The sequence below is a fragment of the Blastococcus sp. SYSU DS0669 genome (assembly GCF_054050895.1).
Genome location: NZ_JBJHAE010000028.1, coordinates 22,407 through 39,227 on the forward strand (window position 1 = coordinate 22,407; position 16,821 = coordinate 39,227).

Below are 16,821 nucleotides of genomic sequence, written 5' to 3' on the forward strand. Positions count from 1 at the left end.
ACGCGGGTCCCGGCGGCGCGTGGACGCAGCCGCCGGGACCCGGGCTCGTGGGTCAGCGGATGGCGGGCATCTCGCTGGTGGTGATGGTCGGGGCCGCCCACGCGTCGGGGTGCGGGCGCCCGGCGTCGGCCGCCCAGTCCGGCGTGCGCGGACCGCGGCTGGTGGTGGCCGGACGGGCGCTCAGGCTCACGATCACGGCCAGCAGCACGAGGAGACCGACCAGCACACCGCCGATGACCAGGAGCGTCGAGAGCATGTACTCAACGTAGGCGCCTGAACGGGTGCTGTCACCAGGCAGAAGTATCCGAAGATGGGTCCGCCGTTCCGCAGAGTTCACCCACGGTTCCCCCGGAGCGCCCCACCCGCCTCAGCACCTTCCGCCGGGTCGGGCGACGCCCCGCCGCGGGAACCGGGCGCGGGCGCATGACCGCCGCCCACGGGCGGGTAGTGCTGCCGCCGTCGGTCGGAGGTGGAGGGTGTCGTGCCGGATCTGGTGGCGGCTGCGGGACAGCTGGTGGCGTGGCCGGTCGGTGCCGTGGCGCGCTGGCGCGGCGGCCGGCCGATGCACCCCCGCGGCGCCCTGCTCTCCGGGGTCCTGGAGCGGCGGGGGGCGAGCCCGGCGTTCGGCGTGCCGTGGCTCGACGACACCGGCAGCGACGAGGTGCTCCTCCGGATGTCGCGCGGCGCGGGGCTGCCGGCTCCGCTGCCCGACGTCCTGGGACTGGCGATCCGGTTGACCGCCCCCGATGGCCCCCCGGTGGACCTGCTGCTCTCGACCACCGGTCGCGGCCCCCTGACCCGGCGGGTGCCCGTGCTGCGGGCGGACGCCGCGACCACCTACGGCTCGATCATGGCCTACCGGTCACCCGCCGGGCCGGTGCGGCTGGCCGCCCTGCCCGCCGTGCGGTCCCTGCCGTCGGAACCCGCGTCGGTCGCCGCGGCGGCGGCCGCGGGCGACGTCGTCTTCACGCTCGCGGCCGCCCACGGGTGGGAGGACTGGCGTCCCTTCGCGACGGTGCGGGCCACCGGTGCTCAGGAGCCGCTGGACACGCGGCTGCGCTTCGACGCGGTGCGCAACCCGCCGCCGGGCCTGCGGGCGGACGGCCCGCTCGCGCGTTTCCGGGAGCCGGCGTACGCCACCGCGCGCCGGCTCGGCCGCCCGGGCCCATGACTCGCCGGGCACGCCGGGTCACCCGATGGAGTTGATCACAGGTTGATCGTCGGCCCCGTGGGGTAGGCAGGACCGGCCCGGCTGCAAGGACGTCGGCGGGCGTCGAGGACGTCGAGCGGCACCGTGGTGCTGTCGGAGACGCGACCGCACGAGGAGAAGCGCCGCCGCGTGACGCACGCAGAACCCCCCGTCCCGGGGCTGCCCCCGATGCCGGGGGCGGGTATCCGGGTGGTTTCCCTCCCGCACGCCGATCCCTACGTGGACGCCGTGCTCCCCACCGGCGTCGTCCGCATCGGCGGGGTGGGCGAGCCGAGCCCGTGGCTGGACCGCGCGCACGTGGCCGCCCACGCCGCCGAGGTCGACGTGGTGCACCTGCACGTCGGCCGCGGCCACCTGCGGGGCGCGGAGCTCGAGCCGTGGGCCGAGGAGCTGCAGCGGCTCGGCATTCCCCTGATCGTCACCGTCCACCAGCTGCGGGACGCGGAGCAGCCCTCGCCCGTCCCGCACCTCGCCCAGCTCGCGGCGGTGCTCGCCACGGCGGAGGTGGTGCTGACCCTCACGCCCGGGGCCGCCGACGAGATCGCCGAGCGCTACGGGCGCACCGCGATCGTGGTCGCCCACCCCTCCCTCGCCGTCCCGGACCCGGAGCTCGGTGCGGAGCGGGGGCTGGTCGGCGTACGGGTCGGCCCGGCCTCCAGCGCGCTGCCCGATCCGGTGGGGATGGTCCGCGCGGCCCTCTCCGGCGCGCTGTCGGGCGGCGGTCGGCTGCGGGTCCTCGTCGACGCCGCGGTCGCCCCGGCGCTGGACCCCGGGATCGTCGCGCTCGCCGACGAGGGCGAACTGGAGATCGTCCGGTACGGCGAGGAGGAGTGGCCGGCCCAGCTCCAGCAGCTGCACGTGGCGGTGCTGCCCGAGCGGTGCGGCACCCACTCGCCGGACGTCGAGGTCTGCCGTGACGTCGGCACCCGGGTGGTGGCGCCGAGCTGCGGGTGGTTCGCCGACCAGTGGTCGGACGTCGTGCCCTACGCCAACGACGAGCGCACCGGGCTGGACCCGGTCTCGCTCGCCGCCGCGATCGGTGCGGCCCTGACCCGGCCGATGCCGCGGCCCGCCGACCGCGGCTGGCGGGAGGACCAGCGCACCGCCGTGCGCGAGGTCCACGGCGAGGTCTACGCGCAGGTGGTCGCCGACCGCAGCTGGGCCTGAACGACGACGGGCCCGGCAGCTGCCGGGCCCGTGCGGGGAGTGAGTGTGGGCAGGGGCGGGGTCGAACCGCCGACCTCTCGCTTTTCAGGCGAGCGCTCGTACCGACTGAGCTACCTGCCCCTTCCGGTGATCTCACCGGAGAGCGACCCTGACGGGACTCGAACCCGCGACCTCCGCCGTGACAGGGCGGCGCGCTAACCAACTGCGCTACAGGGCCTTGCTGGTGGTGCTGATGGTGCGTGCCCCCAACGGGGTTCGAACCCGTGCTACCGCCTTGAAAGGGCGGCGTCCTGGACCGCTAGACGATGGGGGCTCGTTGTCGCCGGGGGCAGCGAGAACAATACATGCCCCTCGCGCCTCCTCTGCGCGGGGGGTTCCGGGTGCGAGGCTGTGTCGTGTGCGCCTCCGCCCTCACCTGGTCCTCCCTGCCGTCGTGACCTCGCTCGTCGCCCTCTCCGGCTGCGCCGGCACCGGCGGGGTGGGGGAGGCGTCGTCCTCGGCCGCGGCCACTCCCAGCACGTCGTCCGCGAGCGCGCCGACGAGCGAGGCCGAGGTCGAGCCGGCACCGTCCGAGCAGGCCGTGCCCTCGTTCGACGCCGCGGCCGGGCCGGCGATCGCCGAGCCCTCCGACGACGCGCGCGTCACCGTGCGCGACGTGCGGGTGGGGGCGCACGACGGCTACGACCGGGTGGTGCTCGAGGTGGGCGGCACCGGCACGCCGGGCTGGGATGTCCGGTACGTCGACCAGGCGACCGAGCCCGGCCGCGGGCAGGAGATCGAGCTCGCCGGCGACGCCGTCCTGCAGATCCAGATCACCGGTGCCGGCTACCCGTACGACACCGGCGTCGAGGAGTTCGCCCCCGCCGGGCCCGTGGCCGGTGCCGGCACCGCGGCGGTGACCGAGGTGGCCTTCGCGGCGACCTACGAGGGCGTCACGACAGCGTTCGCCGGCACGCAGGGGCGCGCACCGTTCCGGGTGCACCTGCTCGACTCCCCGACGCGTGTCGTCGTCGAGGTCGCGCACGCCGGCTGAGCCGGTCCGCCGGCCGTCCGGGCGGGTGCGGCTCAGCCGACGGAGGCGCGCAGCTCCACCGAGTCCTCGGTGACGCTGGAGCACGCGAGCTCCAGGGGGCCGGCGGCGACGCTCTCGCCCTCGGCGCAGGACACGCTGGTGCCGCCGACGCTCAGCGAGGCCCGGCCGTCCTGCACGCTGCCGACCGAGACCGTCGTGCCCAGGATCTCGGCCTCTGCGCCGGCGCCGGAGAGGGTCACCGTGCACGTGCCCCCGCTGCACGAGACGTTCTGGGAGGAGAAGCTGCAGCCGGTGAGGGCGGCGAGGGAGAGGCCGCCGGCGAGCAGGCCTCCGGCGAGCCTGGTGGCGCGGGTCGTCGAGGTCATGACCCGAGCGTAGGGCCGGGGGATCATCCCGGTGGGGATGCCGGGACCACCGGTGGCCCGACCCGGCCGGCGGGGGGCTCCAGGCCACCGATCGGGGGTGTGAACTGCTCCGTCGGGAGGGGTGCGCCCTCCGCGGGGGGGACGGCCGCCACGATGGTGCGCTGCACCGTGACCTCGGTGGCGCCCAGCCCGCCGAGCGTGATGTCGTCGTAGGCCTGCAGGGCGCCGGTCGCCGGGTCGAGGTAGAGCACGGTGCAGGTGAGGGGCTCCGGGTACTCGCCCTCCAGGGCGCGCAGGCCGGCGCCGCCCGTCGAGCCCTGCACCATCAGGAGGGTCTCGTCGGAGAGCTGCTCGACCACCCGGTCGTGCGTGTGCCCGGCGAGGACCAGCGGCACCAGGCCGTCCAGCGGCGGCGCCTGCTTGGGGTCGTGGACCATCGCGATGGCCGGCTCGTCGCCCAGCGCCCGGGTGAAGTCCGCCAGCTCCTCGCCGGACTCCTCGAGGACGTCGGCGCCCGCGTCGTCGCCGCCGGTGGTCTTGTCGGGGGTGAAGCGCGGATCGGGGGCGCCGACGATGCGGACCCCGGCGACGGTCACGTCGGAGTCGTCGAGGACGGTGACGTTCGGCTGCGCGGCGAGGATGCCGGCGGTGGTCGCCGAGTCGTGGTTGCCGCGGATGTAGACGTACGGGACGCCGAGGTCGCCGACCGAGGTGATCAGCCGGTTCTCCGGCTCGCTGCCCCAGTCGGTGATGTCGCCGGTGTCGAGGATGCCGTCGACGTCGAACTTCTCCGCCACCTGGCGCACCAGGTCGAAGCCGGAGGGGTTGAGGTGGATGTCCGAGACGTGCAGGAGGACCACGGAGTCGCCGGTGCCGCTCGGGGTGGGCAGCGCGGAGAGCGTCGCGTAGAGCGTCCCCACGTTGGCGACCAGGTCCTCCAGCGACGCGCGGTAGGCGTCGAAGCGGGCGACGATGTCCTGCGCGTTGCCGATGAGGCTGTTGGCGTTGACCAGCAGCCCGGTGTACGTCGGCTGGGACAGCGCCTCCGGTCGCCAGGTCGCCGCGCCCAGGGCGCCGGTGCCGGCCAGCAGCGCCGCGCTCAGCCCCACGGCGATCAGGGGTTCCCGGCGCCGGCGCAGCACCGCCCAGGAGGTGAGCGCCGCTCCGGCCAGCGCCACCAGCACGGTCACCCAGACCAGCCGGACGACGGCCGACTGCAGGTCCTCCGTCACCCGGTCCACGACGCCGGCCAGCCGGACCGGGTCGGTGGCCAACGCCTGGGCGCGGGCCTGGTCCACGGACTGCAGCGAGATGTCCAGCCGCAGCGGGCCGTCGTAGGCGTCGACGGCGAGGGAGCCCAGCGGGGGGACCGAGACCTCGGCCCCCCCGGAGGCGGGGCGGAAGGCCAGCGTGGCGTCGAACGGCCCGATCGGCGCGGAGACCCGGGCGAACAGCAGGACGGCGACGAGGGCGCCGATGAGCGCGAGCCCCACGCGCGCGGACCACAGCGCGGCCACCCGGGCACGGCCCGGCCACGGGGACGCCGACGCGGTGGGCTCGCTCACCAGGCCCAGGCTAGCGATCTCCCGACCGCGTCTCCGGACGTGCGGCGCGTGTCAGGCCCGCGCGGGCACCGGGCGGAAGATCCAGCGCAGCGCGATGAACCGCAGGAGACCGATGAACGCGGTGACGCCGACGACCGTGGCGATCTGCAGGATCGGCTGGTTGTCCCCGGTGAGGGCGTCGAGCAGACCCAGGGCGGTGCTGGTCGCCAGCAGACCCAGGACGGTGACGCCACCGGCCTCCCACTGGGCGGTGAACCAGTGCACCCGCTCGTCGGCGTGGAAGGTCAGCCGGCGGTGCAGTTCGTTGGCGAGCACCGTGGACGCCGCCGTCGCCACCAGGTGGGACGTGAGGTAGCCCCAGCCGTGCCCGGCGACGAACAGCAGGGCGTAGACCACGGTGCTGGCCCCGCCGACGAGCACGAAGCGCAGGAACTGGGCGGGGATCGCGTCACCGCGCAGGCACGCGGTCAGGCGGGAGGGAGCCGTGGTCGTCCGGGGCTGCGCCGCGTCGGGGAGGTCGCCGACGGTGTCGGCGGCCTGGCCGCGGCGGAGCAGGGACGCGCAGGTCACGGGGCTTCCTCTGGTGGGGCGGGCAGTGGTGCAAGGATTCTCCCCAGGAGAACCCCTGTCACGTGCGAACATGCCTCCCCCACCTGGGATCCACCCGTGTCCTTGCTCACGGTCACCTGGGTGTTCCGCCGCGCAGTCGTGGTCGTCCCGTGCGTCGGGGCGGGGTCACGCGGGTAGGGGGCCGCCATGAGTCTCATGGGGTTCCTGGACCGCATCGCGGACGTGTCGTCGTTCGACAAGGCCATCGAGCCCGCGCGGCGCGCCGTCCAGGGCATGCCCAGCGCGGTCAAGGACGTCCTGCACGGCACCTGGCTGGGGCACCCGCTGCACCCGGTGCTGGTGCAGGTCCCGGTGGGCAGCTGGGTCTCGGCCGGCCTGCTGGATGCCGTGCCGCCCCTGCGGCCCGCCGCCACGGTGCTGATCGGCACCGGGATGGCCGCCGCCGTCCCGGCCGCCATGTCCGGGGCGGCCGACTGGTCGGAGCAGGGCTCGGGTGTGCGCCGGCTCGGCGCGCTGCACGCGGTGATGAACGCCGCCGCGCTGGGGCTCTACGGCGGGTCCCTGGTCGCCCGGGCGCGGGGCAGGGGTGGGCTGGGCCGCGTGCTGGCGTACGCGGGCCTGGGCCTGGCCGGGAGCTCGGCGGCGATCGGCGGGCACATGTCCTACGCGCAGTCCTCGGGGGCGTCGCACGCGGCGACCGCCGTCCGCGCGCTGACCACCGACTGGGTCGACCTCGGCCCGCTGGACGACCTGCCGGAGGGCCGGCCGACGATGCGCACCGGCAAGGGCGGCAGCATGTCGGTGCCGCTGGCCGTGGTCCGCCGCGGCGCCCGGGTCGACGTCTTCGTCGGGGCCTGCTCGCACCTGTCCGGCCCGCTGGACGAGGGCACGGTCGAGACGGTGCGCGGCAGCGAGTGCCTGGTCTGCCCGTGGCACGGCTCCGCGTTCGACCTCGAGAACGGCGAGCCGCGCCGCGGGCCGGCGGCCAACCCGCAGGAGAAGCTCGAGGTGCGGATGGACGCCGGGCGGGTGAAGGCCCGGGTGCCGGGCCGCCACCGCTGACGCCGGAGCCGCCCTAGGCTGCGGCGCCATGGGGCGGACGGCCATCGCTCGGGCGATCGCGCTCGGCACGGCGCTCGTCCTGTCCGGCTGCGGCGCCGAGCCGGTCGCGCCGCGGGCGGACCCGGCGCCGTCGTCGTCCGCGGTCGCCGCGGAGCCCGACGTGCCCGGCGTGGCCGCCGAGGCGGTGCTCCTGCGCACCGACGAGGCCGTCGGCGGGCGGATCCAGGTGCGGGTCACCCACACCGGAGGCGCGCCGTACACGGTGACCGGCGTGGCGCTGGACGCACCCGGCTTCGCGCCGCTCCCGCCGTCCGCGGTGTCCGCCGAGTTCACGCCCGGCCGGGTCGTCGACCTGCCGACTCCCTACGGCGAGGCGGTGTGCCCGCCCGGCAGCGGCACGTCGGCCGCCCGCCTGACGCTGCTCCGGCCGGGCGGCTCGGTGGAGGAGGTGCGGGTGCCGCTGACCGGCGACGACCTCGCCCGCGTGCACGAGCAGCAGTGCCGGGCTCGCGCGGTCGCCGAGGCGGTCGAGCTGCGGGTGGGCGGGCTGCAGCCGGGCCCCGACCGGCTCACGGGCCGGCTGAGCCTGATCCGCCGGGGGGCCGACGGGGAGGTCGTCGTCGGCCGGGTGGGGGGCAACGTCCAGTTCGACGTCGCGGCGGAGCTGCCCCTGGAGCTCCCCGCGGGCGCGGAGGTGGCGGACGGCGCCGTCACCGTCACCGTGGCCACCTGTGAGTCGCACGTCCTGGCGGAGGTGAAGCAGCCCTATCTCTTCCCCGCGGGCGTGCGGCTCGGTGACGAGGACGAGGTCGTGGTCGGCCTGCCCGTCGACGACGGCCTGCGGTCGGCGCTCGCCGATCTCGTCCGTCAGGTGTGCCGGCGGGGCTGAGGGGGAGAGGAGCCGGCCCGGCCGCCCCGGGGGGAACGGGTCAGCCGGGCCGGGGTCGGTCCCGCCCGGCGCCGGGGCGCGGGGGCGGACGATGCGGCGGACGGGGCGCGGTGCTGCGCTCCCGACCGGAACGTCGATGACGGTACGTAGTCGTCGCGGTCCCGGCGATCCCCTGAACGGGTGGTGGAAGCCCTGCGGGGGTGACGCGTTGCACATGAGGTGTGGGCCGAGGGGGTCCGGGGGCACCCAGAGGCGGTGTTCTTCCTCTTCTCCAGCCGTCTGGGCTGCCTCGGCTCGCTGCTGCTGTCGGCGTTGCTGACCCTCGTGCTGCTCCTGGTGCTGGACGTGATCTGACGACGACGCCCGGGCGACCCGTCCCGTGGGGGACCGGTCACCCGGGCGTGGGGTCGTGCCGGATCAGCCGTTGAGCTCCAGCGTCTGCATCGTGTCGGCGCGCACCTCGGCGAGCAGGGCCGGCTCGTCGTTGAGCGGCCGACCGTAGGACGGGATGGCCTCCTGCAGCCGCGGCCGCCAGGCGTCCAGGTGCTGCGGGAAGCAGCGCTCGATCAGCGTCAGCATCGCGGAGACGGCGGTGGAGGCACCGGGCGAGGCGCCGAGCAGGCCCGCGATGCTGCCGTCCCCGCCGACGATGAGCTCGGTGCCGAACTGCAGGACGCCCTTGCCGCTGTTCGGGTCCTGCTTGATGACCTGCACCCGCTGGCCCGCGGTCACCATGTCCCAGTCGCGCTTCTCGGCGGTGGGGACGAAGGCCTGCAGCGTGCGGTGCCGGGCCGAGCGGGACTGCACGAGCTCGCCGATCAGGTACTTGGTCAGCGCCAGTTCCTTGCGGGCCACACCGAGCATGGAGCCCAGGTTGTTGGGCTTGACGCTCTTGGGCAGGTCGAACATCGAGCCGGCCTTGAGGAACTTGGGCGAGAAGCCCGCGTAGGGCCCGAACAGCAGCGAGTACTCGCCGTCGATCAGCCGCAGGTCCAGGTGCGGCACGGACATCGGCGGGGCACCGACGGCGGCCTGCCCGTAGACCTTGGCCTGGTGGCGGCTGACCAGCTCGGGGGAGCGGGAGCGCAGGAACATGCCGCTGACCGGGAAGCCGCCGAAGCCGCGGATCTCCGGGATGGCGGCCTTCTGCAGCAGGGGGAGCGCGCCGCCCCCGGCACCGACGAAGACGAATCGGGTGCGCATCGTGACGCGGTCACCGGAGCGGGTGTCGCGGACGGTGACCTTCCAGCGGCCGTCGCTCTCCTTCTCCAGCTCGTCCACGCGCTGGTTGAGGTGCACGTTCACGCCGCGGGTGGCGGCGTCGTCGAGCATGAGGCGGGTGAGGGCGCCGAAGTTGACGTCGGTGCCCGCGACCGAGCGGGTGGCCGCCACGATCTGCTCCGGGTCGCGCCCCTCCATCATCAGCGGCAGCCACCCGGCCATCTCGGCCTGGCTCTCGGTGTACTCCATGCCCTCGAACAGCGGCTGGGCGCTGAGGGCGGCGAACCGGTTGCGCATGTAGGTGCGCCCCTGCTCCCCCGTGACGAAGCTCAGATGGGGGACCGGGGAGATGAAGTCCTTGGGCGACCCCGTCATGCCGGCGCGGACCAGGTGCGACCAGAACTGGCGCGAGACCTGGAACTGCTCGTTGATCGTGATCGCCTTGCTGGGGTCGACCTGCCCGTCGGGGCCCGCGGGCGTGTAGTTCAGCTCGCAGAGGGCCGCGTGCCCGGTGCCCGCGTTGTTCCAGGGGCCGGAGCTCTCACCGGCGACGGCGCTGCCCGACTCGAAGACCGCGACGCTCCACTCGGGGGCGACCAGGTGCAGCAGCTGCGCCAGCGTGGCGCTCATGATGCCGCCGCCGACGAGTACGACATCGGGGTTCGCGCTGTCGGGAACGCTGCGCTCGGAAGTCACGTCTGCCTCTCTGGCTGTGTGCTCGGCCCGGCGCCGCAGCGCCTCCTCCACGATCGTCGGCCTGATTGGGCCGCTGCATGCGATCGCGGGCGTATGAGGTATCTCACCGCGCCTCGTGGGTGCGGCCTCTCAAGGTTATGACCGCACCTGCCGGGACCGCTGCGCGGGCCGACCCGGCGGTCCCGATCGGCCCTCCGCCGCCCGGGACGAGGAGGCCGGTGCCCTCTCCGGCGGTAGCCTTCCGCCGGGTGGCGCACGCCGTCGGTCGCGCGCTCCCGCAGGGCCTCTAGCTCAACTGGCAGAGCAGCGGACTTTTAATCCGCGGGTTGTGGGTTCGATCCCCACGGGGCCCACCGCGCTGGTCGCTGACCAGGAGGTTTGCGTCGCTGGCCGTCATTCGGACGCAGATTTGGCCACCTCGTCCCTCAAAAACCCCCCACTTTGGGGCCTGGTACTCGGGGTGCTCGTCCGAACACGGGGGGCTCGGGGCCGGCGCGAACCGGGCCCTGAGGCAGCGCGACACGCCCCTGAGAGGTCAGTCAGGCTGACGCGCGTTGATGTGCTGGAAGACCGGAACAAGCCGGTCGGCCACTCGTTGCCCCATCATGCGGAAGTGTCGACTCAACGGTTCGCTGGTCTTGACCGCCAGGAACCCGAAGACGGTCTGTCCCAACCCATGGTGGCCTGGGGTGGCTATTAGCCAGGCGGCCCTTGCGGTTCCGTCCTCTCCGTGATCGACGATTCCCTGCGAGCGGCCTGTGGCGTCTAAGTCGATCAACCCCTGAAACAAGTCAATGTTACTGAGGCCCACGACAGGCGGTGACGCTCGTCGTATGCCATCGGACCCCGTGCTCAGTAGTGATTGAACCTGCACGTCGTCAGTCGAGTGGAGCATCTGCCACAAGCTGACATTCGCTGGTCCGTACGCCGCAGGCAGCGCCTCGCTGAATCGAGCTGCAATCTGCCGCAGGTCCAGAAGAACCACGTCGGACGGTGGCTTGCTCGACGGATCGGCAACGCGCGACAGCGCTTGGAAAGTAGCGTCTTGCAGGGCCGGAGGCAGGGTAACCACACCTCGCCTAAGGGCTGACCCGATGGCTGCTGGCTTAGCGCCTCGCCGACGAGCTGGCGCACTCACCGAAGCTTCACGCGCCGAACTCTGGTATTCGCGCGCCAAAGTTGGGTACTCATGCGCCGGACTCCGGTGAAGGTTCATGAGGGGCTGTCCGAGCGGATGAGGAACAACCGCCGGCTCGTGCAGCATGCGCCTGACCATCGGATCTATGCCTTGTCCGGTCTCGACGTCGACCACGTAATAGCTCGCCCCGGACACAAAGTACGGCAGGTGCTGAAGGTCGTCGGCTTTGAAGACGACGGGAATGTATGGAGATGGCTCCGAAAATTTCTGTGAGTGGTAGAGCGAATGAGTAATCATCGCGCCCTCCCAGAGGGCCCCCCGCCCCTTCCCCGGCTCCTCTTCGTCCTGAACGCGGAGTTGATACCTCCGTGTGCAGATCATTATGACGAAGTCCGCCTTCGCGATCTCCTTATGCATCCAGATCGGCCACGAGTGTGGCGGGTCATCCTCAACGTACTGGTCGATCCACGCGTCTATCCATAAACTCCGCAGCCGCTCGGTCAGTCGAAGCGCGCGCCCTCGGTGCTCATCGCTGTCATGCGTATAGCTGATGAATACGCGCGGCACCTCACGCGGTGGATGGCCGGTCATACGCTGCAGTGTGCAACAGCGATGACCGCTGCGCTCCGAGCAACGCGCCGCGCGATGATTCTCGCGGAGGGGCTCGGGCCTCATGACCGCAATTTGTCGGCTGTGCGTGGCGTTGCCCGTGCCAGCGTGTTCGTACTTCGGTAAGGATCGGACTACAGGATGAGCGCGGCCCGCTCGGTCACTGCGCGGCGGCTCATGTAGTGGTCCATCGTCATGCTCGGCTTCGCGTGGCCGAGCTGGTTGGCCACCTGCCGACCCGAGACGCCGTCCTCGTCTAGCCAGGTCGCTGCGGTCTTGCGGAAGGTATGCCCCACCGCCCACTCGAACCCTGCAGAGTCCAGCAGGGCGCGGACGTGCTTGCTCGTGTTCGACGTGTCCCGCAGCTTCCCCAGGGCCGAGCAGAACACCACGTCCCACTCGTTCGGCACTGCATTGACCTTGCGCTCCATCAGGCGGGACACCAGCCACGGGGGGAGGGCAACTGTCCGCGAGCTGTCCTTCGTCTTGCCGTGGGGCTGCAGAACCAGGCCGACGCCCGGCACCCGGACGGGCAGGGAGCCCAGCTTGGCCGTCCCCAGGTCCAGGTCCAGGTCCGACCACCGGACGCCGCAGGTTTCACCGATCCGCGCGCCGGTGCCCGCCATAAAGGCCAGCAGATCGGGCAGTTCACGACGTCGTGCCGTGGGGTCTGCCTTCGCGAAGGCGAGCAGGGCTTCCCGTTCCTCGCGGGTGAACGCCCTCTGCTTGTCCCGTCCTCTGTCGCGGGCGTGCACCGTGACGTGGCCGACGTCGCGCACGGGGTTGTGGGGGATGGCCTCGTGCTTCACCGCCAGCGCGAGCACGCCGCTCAGCACGGATCGGGCCGTCTTCATGGCGTCCGGGCCGCTCGCCTTGCCGATGGCTCGGAGCCACCGTTCGATGCCGACCACCTTGACTTCGCGGATGGCCAGGTTCGCCAGCGAGGAAGGGTTGTCCTTGGTGCCGACGACGTGCCGGTTCAGCGAGGATGCGTAGACCTTCCGGGTGTTGACGCGGAGGCGAGCGTCCTCCTGCATCTCCGCCAGCCACACGACAGCCGCGTCCTTCAGGGGGCTGTCCGGCTTGATCACCGCGTCAGCCGGCGCAGGGGTGACGCGGTCCCGCAGGGCTGCCGTAAGGATGCGCTCAGCCGCCGCCTTGGAGTTGCCCCGTCGCTCCACGGGCCGGATGACGCCGTCGAGGTCCCGAACCCTGGTGCGGGCTCGCCACACGTCGGGCTTGCGGGCCTTTGCCCCGACGGGCACCAGCTTGCCGGTGTCGTCGTACGCGAACCCCATGAACGAGATGCGGCCCCACGCACCCAGCTCCATCTTCGGTCGCCCCATGGCGTAGCTCAGTCCTTTCCTTCGTCGCCGGCCTTGTGAGGCTCGTCGTCTGCCGGGTCATCGAACGGGTGGCCGAGTAGCGCCTCGGCCTTGTCGGTCAGGTGACCGCCGGGCCGGCGCAGGGGGTCAACGCCCCGATGGGCACCCGGTACTGGACGATCCCGGCTCGGGTGAAGTCCTCACTCACCGGGCGGGAGAGCGACCGGCGCAAGCGGGTCAAGGCCCACAACAACGACGGCGAGCTGGTGCAAATCAACGCGAGCCTGGATGTCGCCGACGGTGCTCCGCTCTGGTCCTTATGGAGCGGCGATGACGGCAGCTCGCAGCAGCGGGACGTGCAGTCGTCGGCAGTAGACGCGTGGGAGCAGTTGGCCGATCGGGCGGTGGCCGAGCAGCCGGCTGGTGCCAAGTCGCTACGCGCTCTGGGCAAGCACTACGCCCAGGACATGGGCACGTCGGACCACACGGTACGGACAAAGCTCGGCGAGCTTGTGCGCTGGACGGGCACGGGCTGGGTGCGGACCCGGTAGCCGGCGGCAGGTGGTGGTGGTTGGTTCCCCCTCCCTAGTACCCACCCCCTCCACCACCACCTGTACAGCGATAGGACCAGGTCCTGGGGGGCCTTCGGCCCCACCGGGTACTGACCCATCAAGGTCAGTGTCTGGGGGGCCTTCGGCCCCTCCGGGTGTTGTACGTCAACGCCGATGCGCTGGGGGGCCTTCGGCCCCACCGGGTGCTCACCCATCAAGGTCAGTGTCTGGGGGGCCTTCGGCCCCACCGGGTGTTGTACGTCAACGCCGATGCGCGGGGGGCCTTCGGCCCCACCGGGTGTTGTACGTCAACGCCGATGCGCGGGGGGCCCTCGGCCCCACCGGGTGTTGTACGTCAACGCCGATGCGCTGGGGGGCCTTCGGCCCCACCAGGTGTTGTACGTCAACGCCGTAGTCCGAGGTTCGACCCCTCCGCGCGGGGGCACAATGAGCTCAGATGCGCGACGCTATCCATTGGGAAACCTGCACCGAGGCGGACCCTTACCACCATGCCGACGTCGGAGCCACGCAAGCACCACATCATTCCGGCCTTCTATCTCGCAGGATTCGCGTCCCCGCAATCGCGTACTGGCAGGCTGAGGGTCTTCGACTACGCGACTGGGAAGACCTTCGTGAGCACCCCCAAGAAGGTGTGCCGCCAGACGGACTATTACCGCGTGGAAGGAGTAGAGCCCGACCCGAACGCGACGGAAAAACTGTTGGCCTGGCACGAGGGGGTAGTTGCCCCCCATGTCCAAGCTGTGGCTTCAGGCAGGATCACGGAAAAGCGACAGGTCGGCGAGACACTGGCACTGGCCGCATCGTTGGCGGTCCGCAACAGGCAGGGGCGCGAGCGACTGAACACGACTATGTCCATGAACATTGGAATGAAGATCCGTCAGGGTCACGTTTCGAACGAGCAATGGGAGATGCTGCGGGCGACCGCTATCCTCAACGGCGGGGATCCCGAGGACTACCCGGAGCTCGACGAAGCCACGCAGAAACTTCTAAACGTCGAGTGGTTTCCACGAGCCCCCGACTTCCTGGCCATCGGGACAATTGCCGAGGCGCAGGAAGTTGCGATGAACGCCCTGACAAGTCGGCATTGGGAAGCTCATGTTACGGACGCATCCACCAACGGTGGATTCATCTGCTCGGACAACCCCCTCGTCTGGGGGGATCTGGATCGTATGGCCGCCGGGCACGTGGCGAGCCTGGATGAAGCCGACATCGAGATTACTTTCCCCGTGAGCAAGAACGTGGCTCTCGTCAGTTATCCCGGCGCTCGCGACTCTACATGCGCAACCACCGACGAGGGCGTTGCGCGCATCAATGCACGGACACTTCACCTGTCCTCCGGCCTGATCTTCCACTCCCAGCAGGACTTCTTGCTCCGCAAGCCTTCTGGCGAGTTAGGCCGCGGATCCGAGTTCGTCAGGTACGTACAGGTATCCCGTCGACGCGGGATACTGCGGCCCTGACCGATGCCCTGCATGGTGGTGGCTGGGAATTCACAGCGAGGCCGAGCTATTCCATAACCTTTAGATGCGCCTGCTCACCCTGCGAAGGCCCTGTCCTGCTGCTCTTCCGACGCCCTCAGCACCGCGGCTGGTGTTGGGCTACTAAGACCCAGCGATGGCCCGCCTGAGCCAGGGGCATCCCCCTGGGTGCCGTGCGCCCTTGGGGCCTCCGGCCCCCGAAGACCTCGCCTGGATCGAGAGGACTAAAGGACTTGACTAGCGATCGTTCTTACCGTCTGCCCACGACGACGCTGCCCAGTCATTCCCTGGAGACGCTCGTGGAGCGTCTTCGGCGCTTTGAGGAGCTTTGCGCAAAGCATGACGTAGTCACGCGCAATACTCGGATCGACCGCTATCGCCGGTACCTAGAACGGCCACAGACCGAAGCATGGGAGCTTGACAAGGGTGTCTTCATCGACCCCCCCAATAGTCCGATAAAGCACGGTCTCGACCGGCTGCTGTATGTTCTGCGGGAAGTGCACGAACTGACTTGGATCGGCGAGGGTCTCCGAGATGCCGATACGAGCGGGCTCTCTGGCAAGCTCCGAATCGTGGTACGCGGCGCGGACTTTGCAGCCCTGGACCGAAACACCGAGTATCGAAACACGCAATTTGAGCTGCGAATCGCGAGTTATCTCGCGCGCACCGGCCACCGGTTGGACTTCGAGACTCTTACGGATATCGTCGCGACGCGCGGCCTCACGACCTACTACATCGAATGCAAGCGCGTCGCTAAGGCAGTGCAACTCAGGCGGCGAATCAAAGAGGCGTTGGACCAGATCGAGGCGCGCATGCCAAGGAGCACGCTCCTTCATAGGAGGCGCGGAGTCGTCGCCGCGGACGTTACACAAGTCGGGTTCATTCACAACGGCCTTACCATGGGAGTGACCTCTGATCACGCCCGCGACATCATTCAGGAAAAGCTGCAGGACATCCGTGCGAGCATCGAGATGAACGGCCCCTCGCTGGCCGGCCGCTCATGCCTTGGCCTATGGTTGCAGATTCACATCCCGGCCATCGTGCTGCAGCCCCCCATGCCGATCACCCGCTTTTCCTCGCTGTTCCTCCGAAACGCGGATGCTGGACTAGCGGCCACCTTCGCGCAGGGAATCTTCATCGGCCGCACGTTCACTGCTCCGGTAAACGACCCTGGTGAAAGCGCCCCCCGCCCGCTGCAACCCCGAAGTGACATTCGGATCCCGAGCGGCACTACCTTCAAATATGACGAGGGGCTGCTAGAAGCCTTGGTTACCACTGGGGAACTTCCGGACCGACCGGATGATCAAGTCGCGCTGACGGTTTGGCCGCCTGGCGCGGACGATGACGCGTCAGAGCCATACAGCTACTTCGAGATGAAATTGGCCTTCGCGAACGTCTCCGACGAGGATCGCCGGTTTCTTACGCAATCCATCGATGGGGCACGGATGCTGGCCGCTCCCTTGATCCTTCAGCGCTATCGCTACGTCGCGCACTCACCTTGGCTGGACGGGGAGGATGACGCGACTGTCCGCCCCTCGTCCGATTGATTGAGCCCCTTCCCGAAGCCCTTGAAACCGTGGCAACTTCCGGGCTGCTAAGACCCGGCGATCCCCGTGATGAGTCTCTGGGGGTCATACCCCCACCCCCCTGGGAGGCTCCGCAGCAGGCGGTCGGAAGGCCTCTCCACCCAACCCGGAGGATGCGGGGGAGGCCGTGGACCTCCTCGAAGGACACTGCAGGGCGCACAAGAACCTGTCCCAGCAGCCCCCGCCATCGGCATGGTTCGGCCCTGGCGCTAGCTGTAATGACCACGGGCGTTGTTGACGGCGCCGCCTAACTGATCAAGCAGGAGACCTCCGAGCGAAGGTGTGGGTGCTGACGCCTCACCAACCGCCCGGAGGTCTCGTTGTCCCACGCTAAT

15 protein-coding genes and 4 tRNA genes are annotated in these 16,821 nt (G+C 70.8%); 9 read left to right on the top strand and 10 right to left on the bottom strand.

Annotated features, from left to right (window positions below; all coding sequences use genetic code 11):
- Positions 1–52 precede the first annotated feature (52 nt).
- Entirely contained in the window at positions 53–256 is a 204-nt protein-coding gene (locus ACI792_RS19115) for a hypothetical protein (RefSeq protein ID WP_456581095.1), read from the bottom strand.
- A gap of 225 nt (positions 257–481) precedes the next feature.
- On the opposite strand from ACI792_RS19115, the gene ACI792_RS19120 reads away from it, so the two are divergent.
- Together ACI792_RS19120 and ACI792_RS19125 are read left to right on the top strand one after the other, a co-directional pair.
- Positions 482–1,171, top strand: coding sequence for a phosphodiesterase (locus ACI792_RS19120; RefSeq protein ID WP_456603987.1), 690 nt, complete (start codon positions 482–484; stop codon positions 1,169–1,171).
- Between the two features lie 228 nt (positions 1,172–1,399).
- Entirely contained in the window at positions 1,400–2,377 is a 978-nt protein-coding gene (locus ACI792_RS19125) for a hypothetical protein (protein WP_456603988.1), read from the top strand.
- Between the two features lie 46 nt (positions 2,378–2,423).
- Here ACI792_RS19125 and ACI792_RS19130 read toward each other — a convergent pair.
- The 3 genes from ACI792_RS19130 to ACI792_RS19140 form a co-directional block, all read right to left on the bottom strand.
- Positions 2,424–2,497: transfer RNA gene (locus ACI792_RS19130), tRNA-Phe, on the bottom strand.
- Positions 2,498–2,520: 23 nt separating this feature from the next.
- A tRNA-Asp gene (locus ACI792_RS19135) sits at positions 2,521–2,594 on the bottom strand.
- A gap of 23 nt (positions 2,595–2,617) precedes the next feature.
- Positions 2,618–2,690, bottom strand: a tRNA-Glu gene (locus tag ACI792_RS19140).
- Positions 2,691–2,810: 120 nt separating this feature from the next.
- Between ACI792_RS19140 and ACI792_RS19145 the strand changes: the two genes are divergently transcribed.
- The gene (locus ACI792_RS19145) at positions 2,811–3,410 is read left to right on the top strand and encodes an AMIN-like domain-containing (lipo)protein (protein WP_456603989.1); all 600 of its coding nucleotides are present in this window, start codon (positions 2,811–2,813) and stop codon (positions 3,408–3,410) included.
- A 32-nt stretch (positions 3,411–3,442) separates the two neighbouring features.
- On the opposite strand, the gene ACI792_RS19150 is transcribed toward ACI792_RS19145, so the two are convergent.
- The 3 genes from ACI792_RS19150 to ACI792_RS19160 are packed head-to-tail and all read right to left on the bottom strand — an operon-like array spanning position 3,443 to position 5,910.
- Positions 3,443–3,775: a hypothetical protein gene (locus tag ACI792_RS19150; RefSeq protein WP_456603990.1), complete on the bottom strand. Its 333-nt coding sequence runs from the start codon at positions 3,773–3,775 to the stop codon at positions 3,443–3,445.
- Positions 3,776–3,798: 23 nt separating this feature from the next.
- Entirely contained in the window at positions 3,799–5,340 is a 1,542-nt protein-coding gene (locus tag ACI792_RS19155; RefSeq protein ID WP_456603991.1) for a metallophosphoesterase family protein, read from the bottom strand.
- Positions 5,341–5,391: 51 nt separating this feature from the next.
- Positions 5,392–5,910, bottom strand: a complete 519-nt coding sequence (locus tag ACI792_RS19160; protein WP_456581101.1) for a GtrA family protein — start codon at positions 5,908–5,910, stop codon at positions 5,392–5,394.
- 186 nt (positions 5,911–6,096) lie between these two features.
- Here ACI792_RS19160 and ACI792_RS19165 point away from each other — a divergent pair, with 186 nt between their 5' ends.
- Both ACI792_RS19165 and ACI792_RS19170 read left to right on the top strand, forming a co-directional pair.
- On the top strand, positions 6,097–6,972 hold the full coding sequence (locus tag ACI792_RS19165) for a Rieske 2Fe-2S domain-containing protein (protein ID WP_456603992.1): 876 nt from the start codon (positions 6,097–6,099) through the stop codon (positions 6,970–6,972).
- Between the two features lie 28 nt (positions 6,973–7,000).
- Positions 7,001–7,861 carry a hypothetical protein gene (locus ACI792_RS19170; RefSeq protein ID WP_456603993.1) on the top strand — a complete coding sequence of 287 codons (861 nt, stop codon included), beginning with the start codon at positions 7,001–7,003 and terminating at the stop codon, positions 7,859–7,861.
- A 417-nt stretch (positions 7,862–8,278) separates the two neighbouring features.
- Here the strand turns inward: ACI792_RS19170 and mqo are convergent, their stop codons facing one another.
- Complete coding sequence (mqo, locus tag ACI792_RS19175; RefSeq protein WP_456603994.1) at positions 8,279–9,778, bottom strand: malate dehydrogenase (quinone); 1,500 nt, start codon at positions 9,776–9,778, stop codon at positions 8,279–8,281.
- Between the two features lie 280 nt (positions 9,779–10,058).
- Here mqo and ACI792_RS19180 point away from each other — a divergent pair.
- Positions 10,059–10,131: transfer RNA gene (locus ACI792_RS19180), tRNA-Lys, on the top strand.
- A gap of 182 nt (positions 10,132–10,313) precedes the next feature.
- Here ACI792_RS19180 and ACI792_RS19185 read toward each other — a convergent pair.
- Complete coding sequence (locus tag ACI792_RS19185) at positions 10,314–11,507, bottom strand: toll/interleukin-1 receptor domain-containing protein (RefSeq protein ID WP_456603995.1); 1,194 nt, start codon at positions 11,505–11,507, stop codon at positions 10,314–10,316.
- Positions 11,508–11,659: 152 nt separating this feature from the next.
- The gene (locus tag ACI792_RS19190; RefSeq protein ID WP_456603996.1) at positions 11,660–12,871 is read right to left on the bottom strand and encodes a tyrosine-type recombinase/integrase; all 1,212 of its coding nucleotides are present in this window, start codon (positions 12,869–12,871) and stop codon (positions 11,660–11,662) included.
- Positions 12,872–12,972: 101 nt separating this feature from the next.
- Between ACI792_RS19190 and ACI792_RS19195 the strand changes: the two genes are divergently transcribed.
- From ACI792_RS19195 to ACI792_RS19205, 3 genes are all read left to right on the top strand, one after another.
- The gene (locus ACI792_RS19195) at positions 12,973–13,401 is read left to right on the top strand and encodes a hypothetical protein (protein WP_456603997.1); all 429 of its coding nucleotides are present in this window, start codon (positions 12,973–12,975) and stop codon (positions 13,399–13,401) included.
- Between the two features lie 509 nt (positions 13,402–13,910).
- Positions 13,911–14,882: a DUF4238 domain-containing protein gene (locus tag ACI792_RS19200; RefSeq protein WP_456603998.1), complete on the top strand. Its 972-nt coding sequence runs from the start codon at positions 13,911–13,913 to the stop codon at positions 14,880–14,882.
- Positions 14,883–15,199: 317 nt separating this feature from the next.
- The gene (locus tag ACI792_RS19205; protein ID WP_456603999.1) at positions 15,200–16,447 is read left to right on the top strand and encodes a hypothetical protein; all 1,248 of its coding nucleotides are present in this window, start codon (positions 15,200–15,202) and stop codon (positions 16,445–16,447) included.
- The last annotated feature ends 374 nt before the right edge of the window (positions 16,448–16,821 follow it).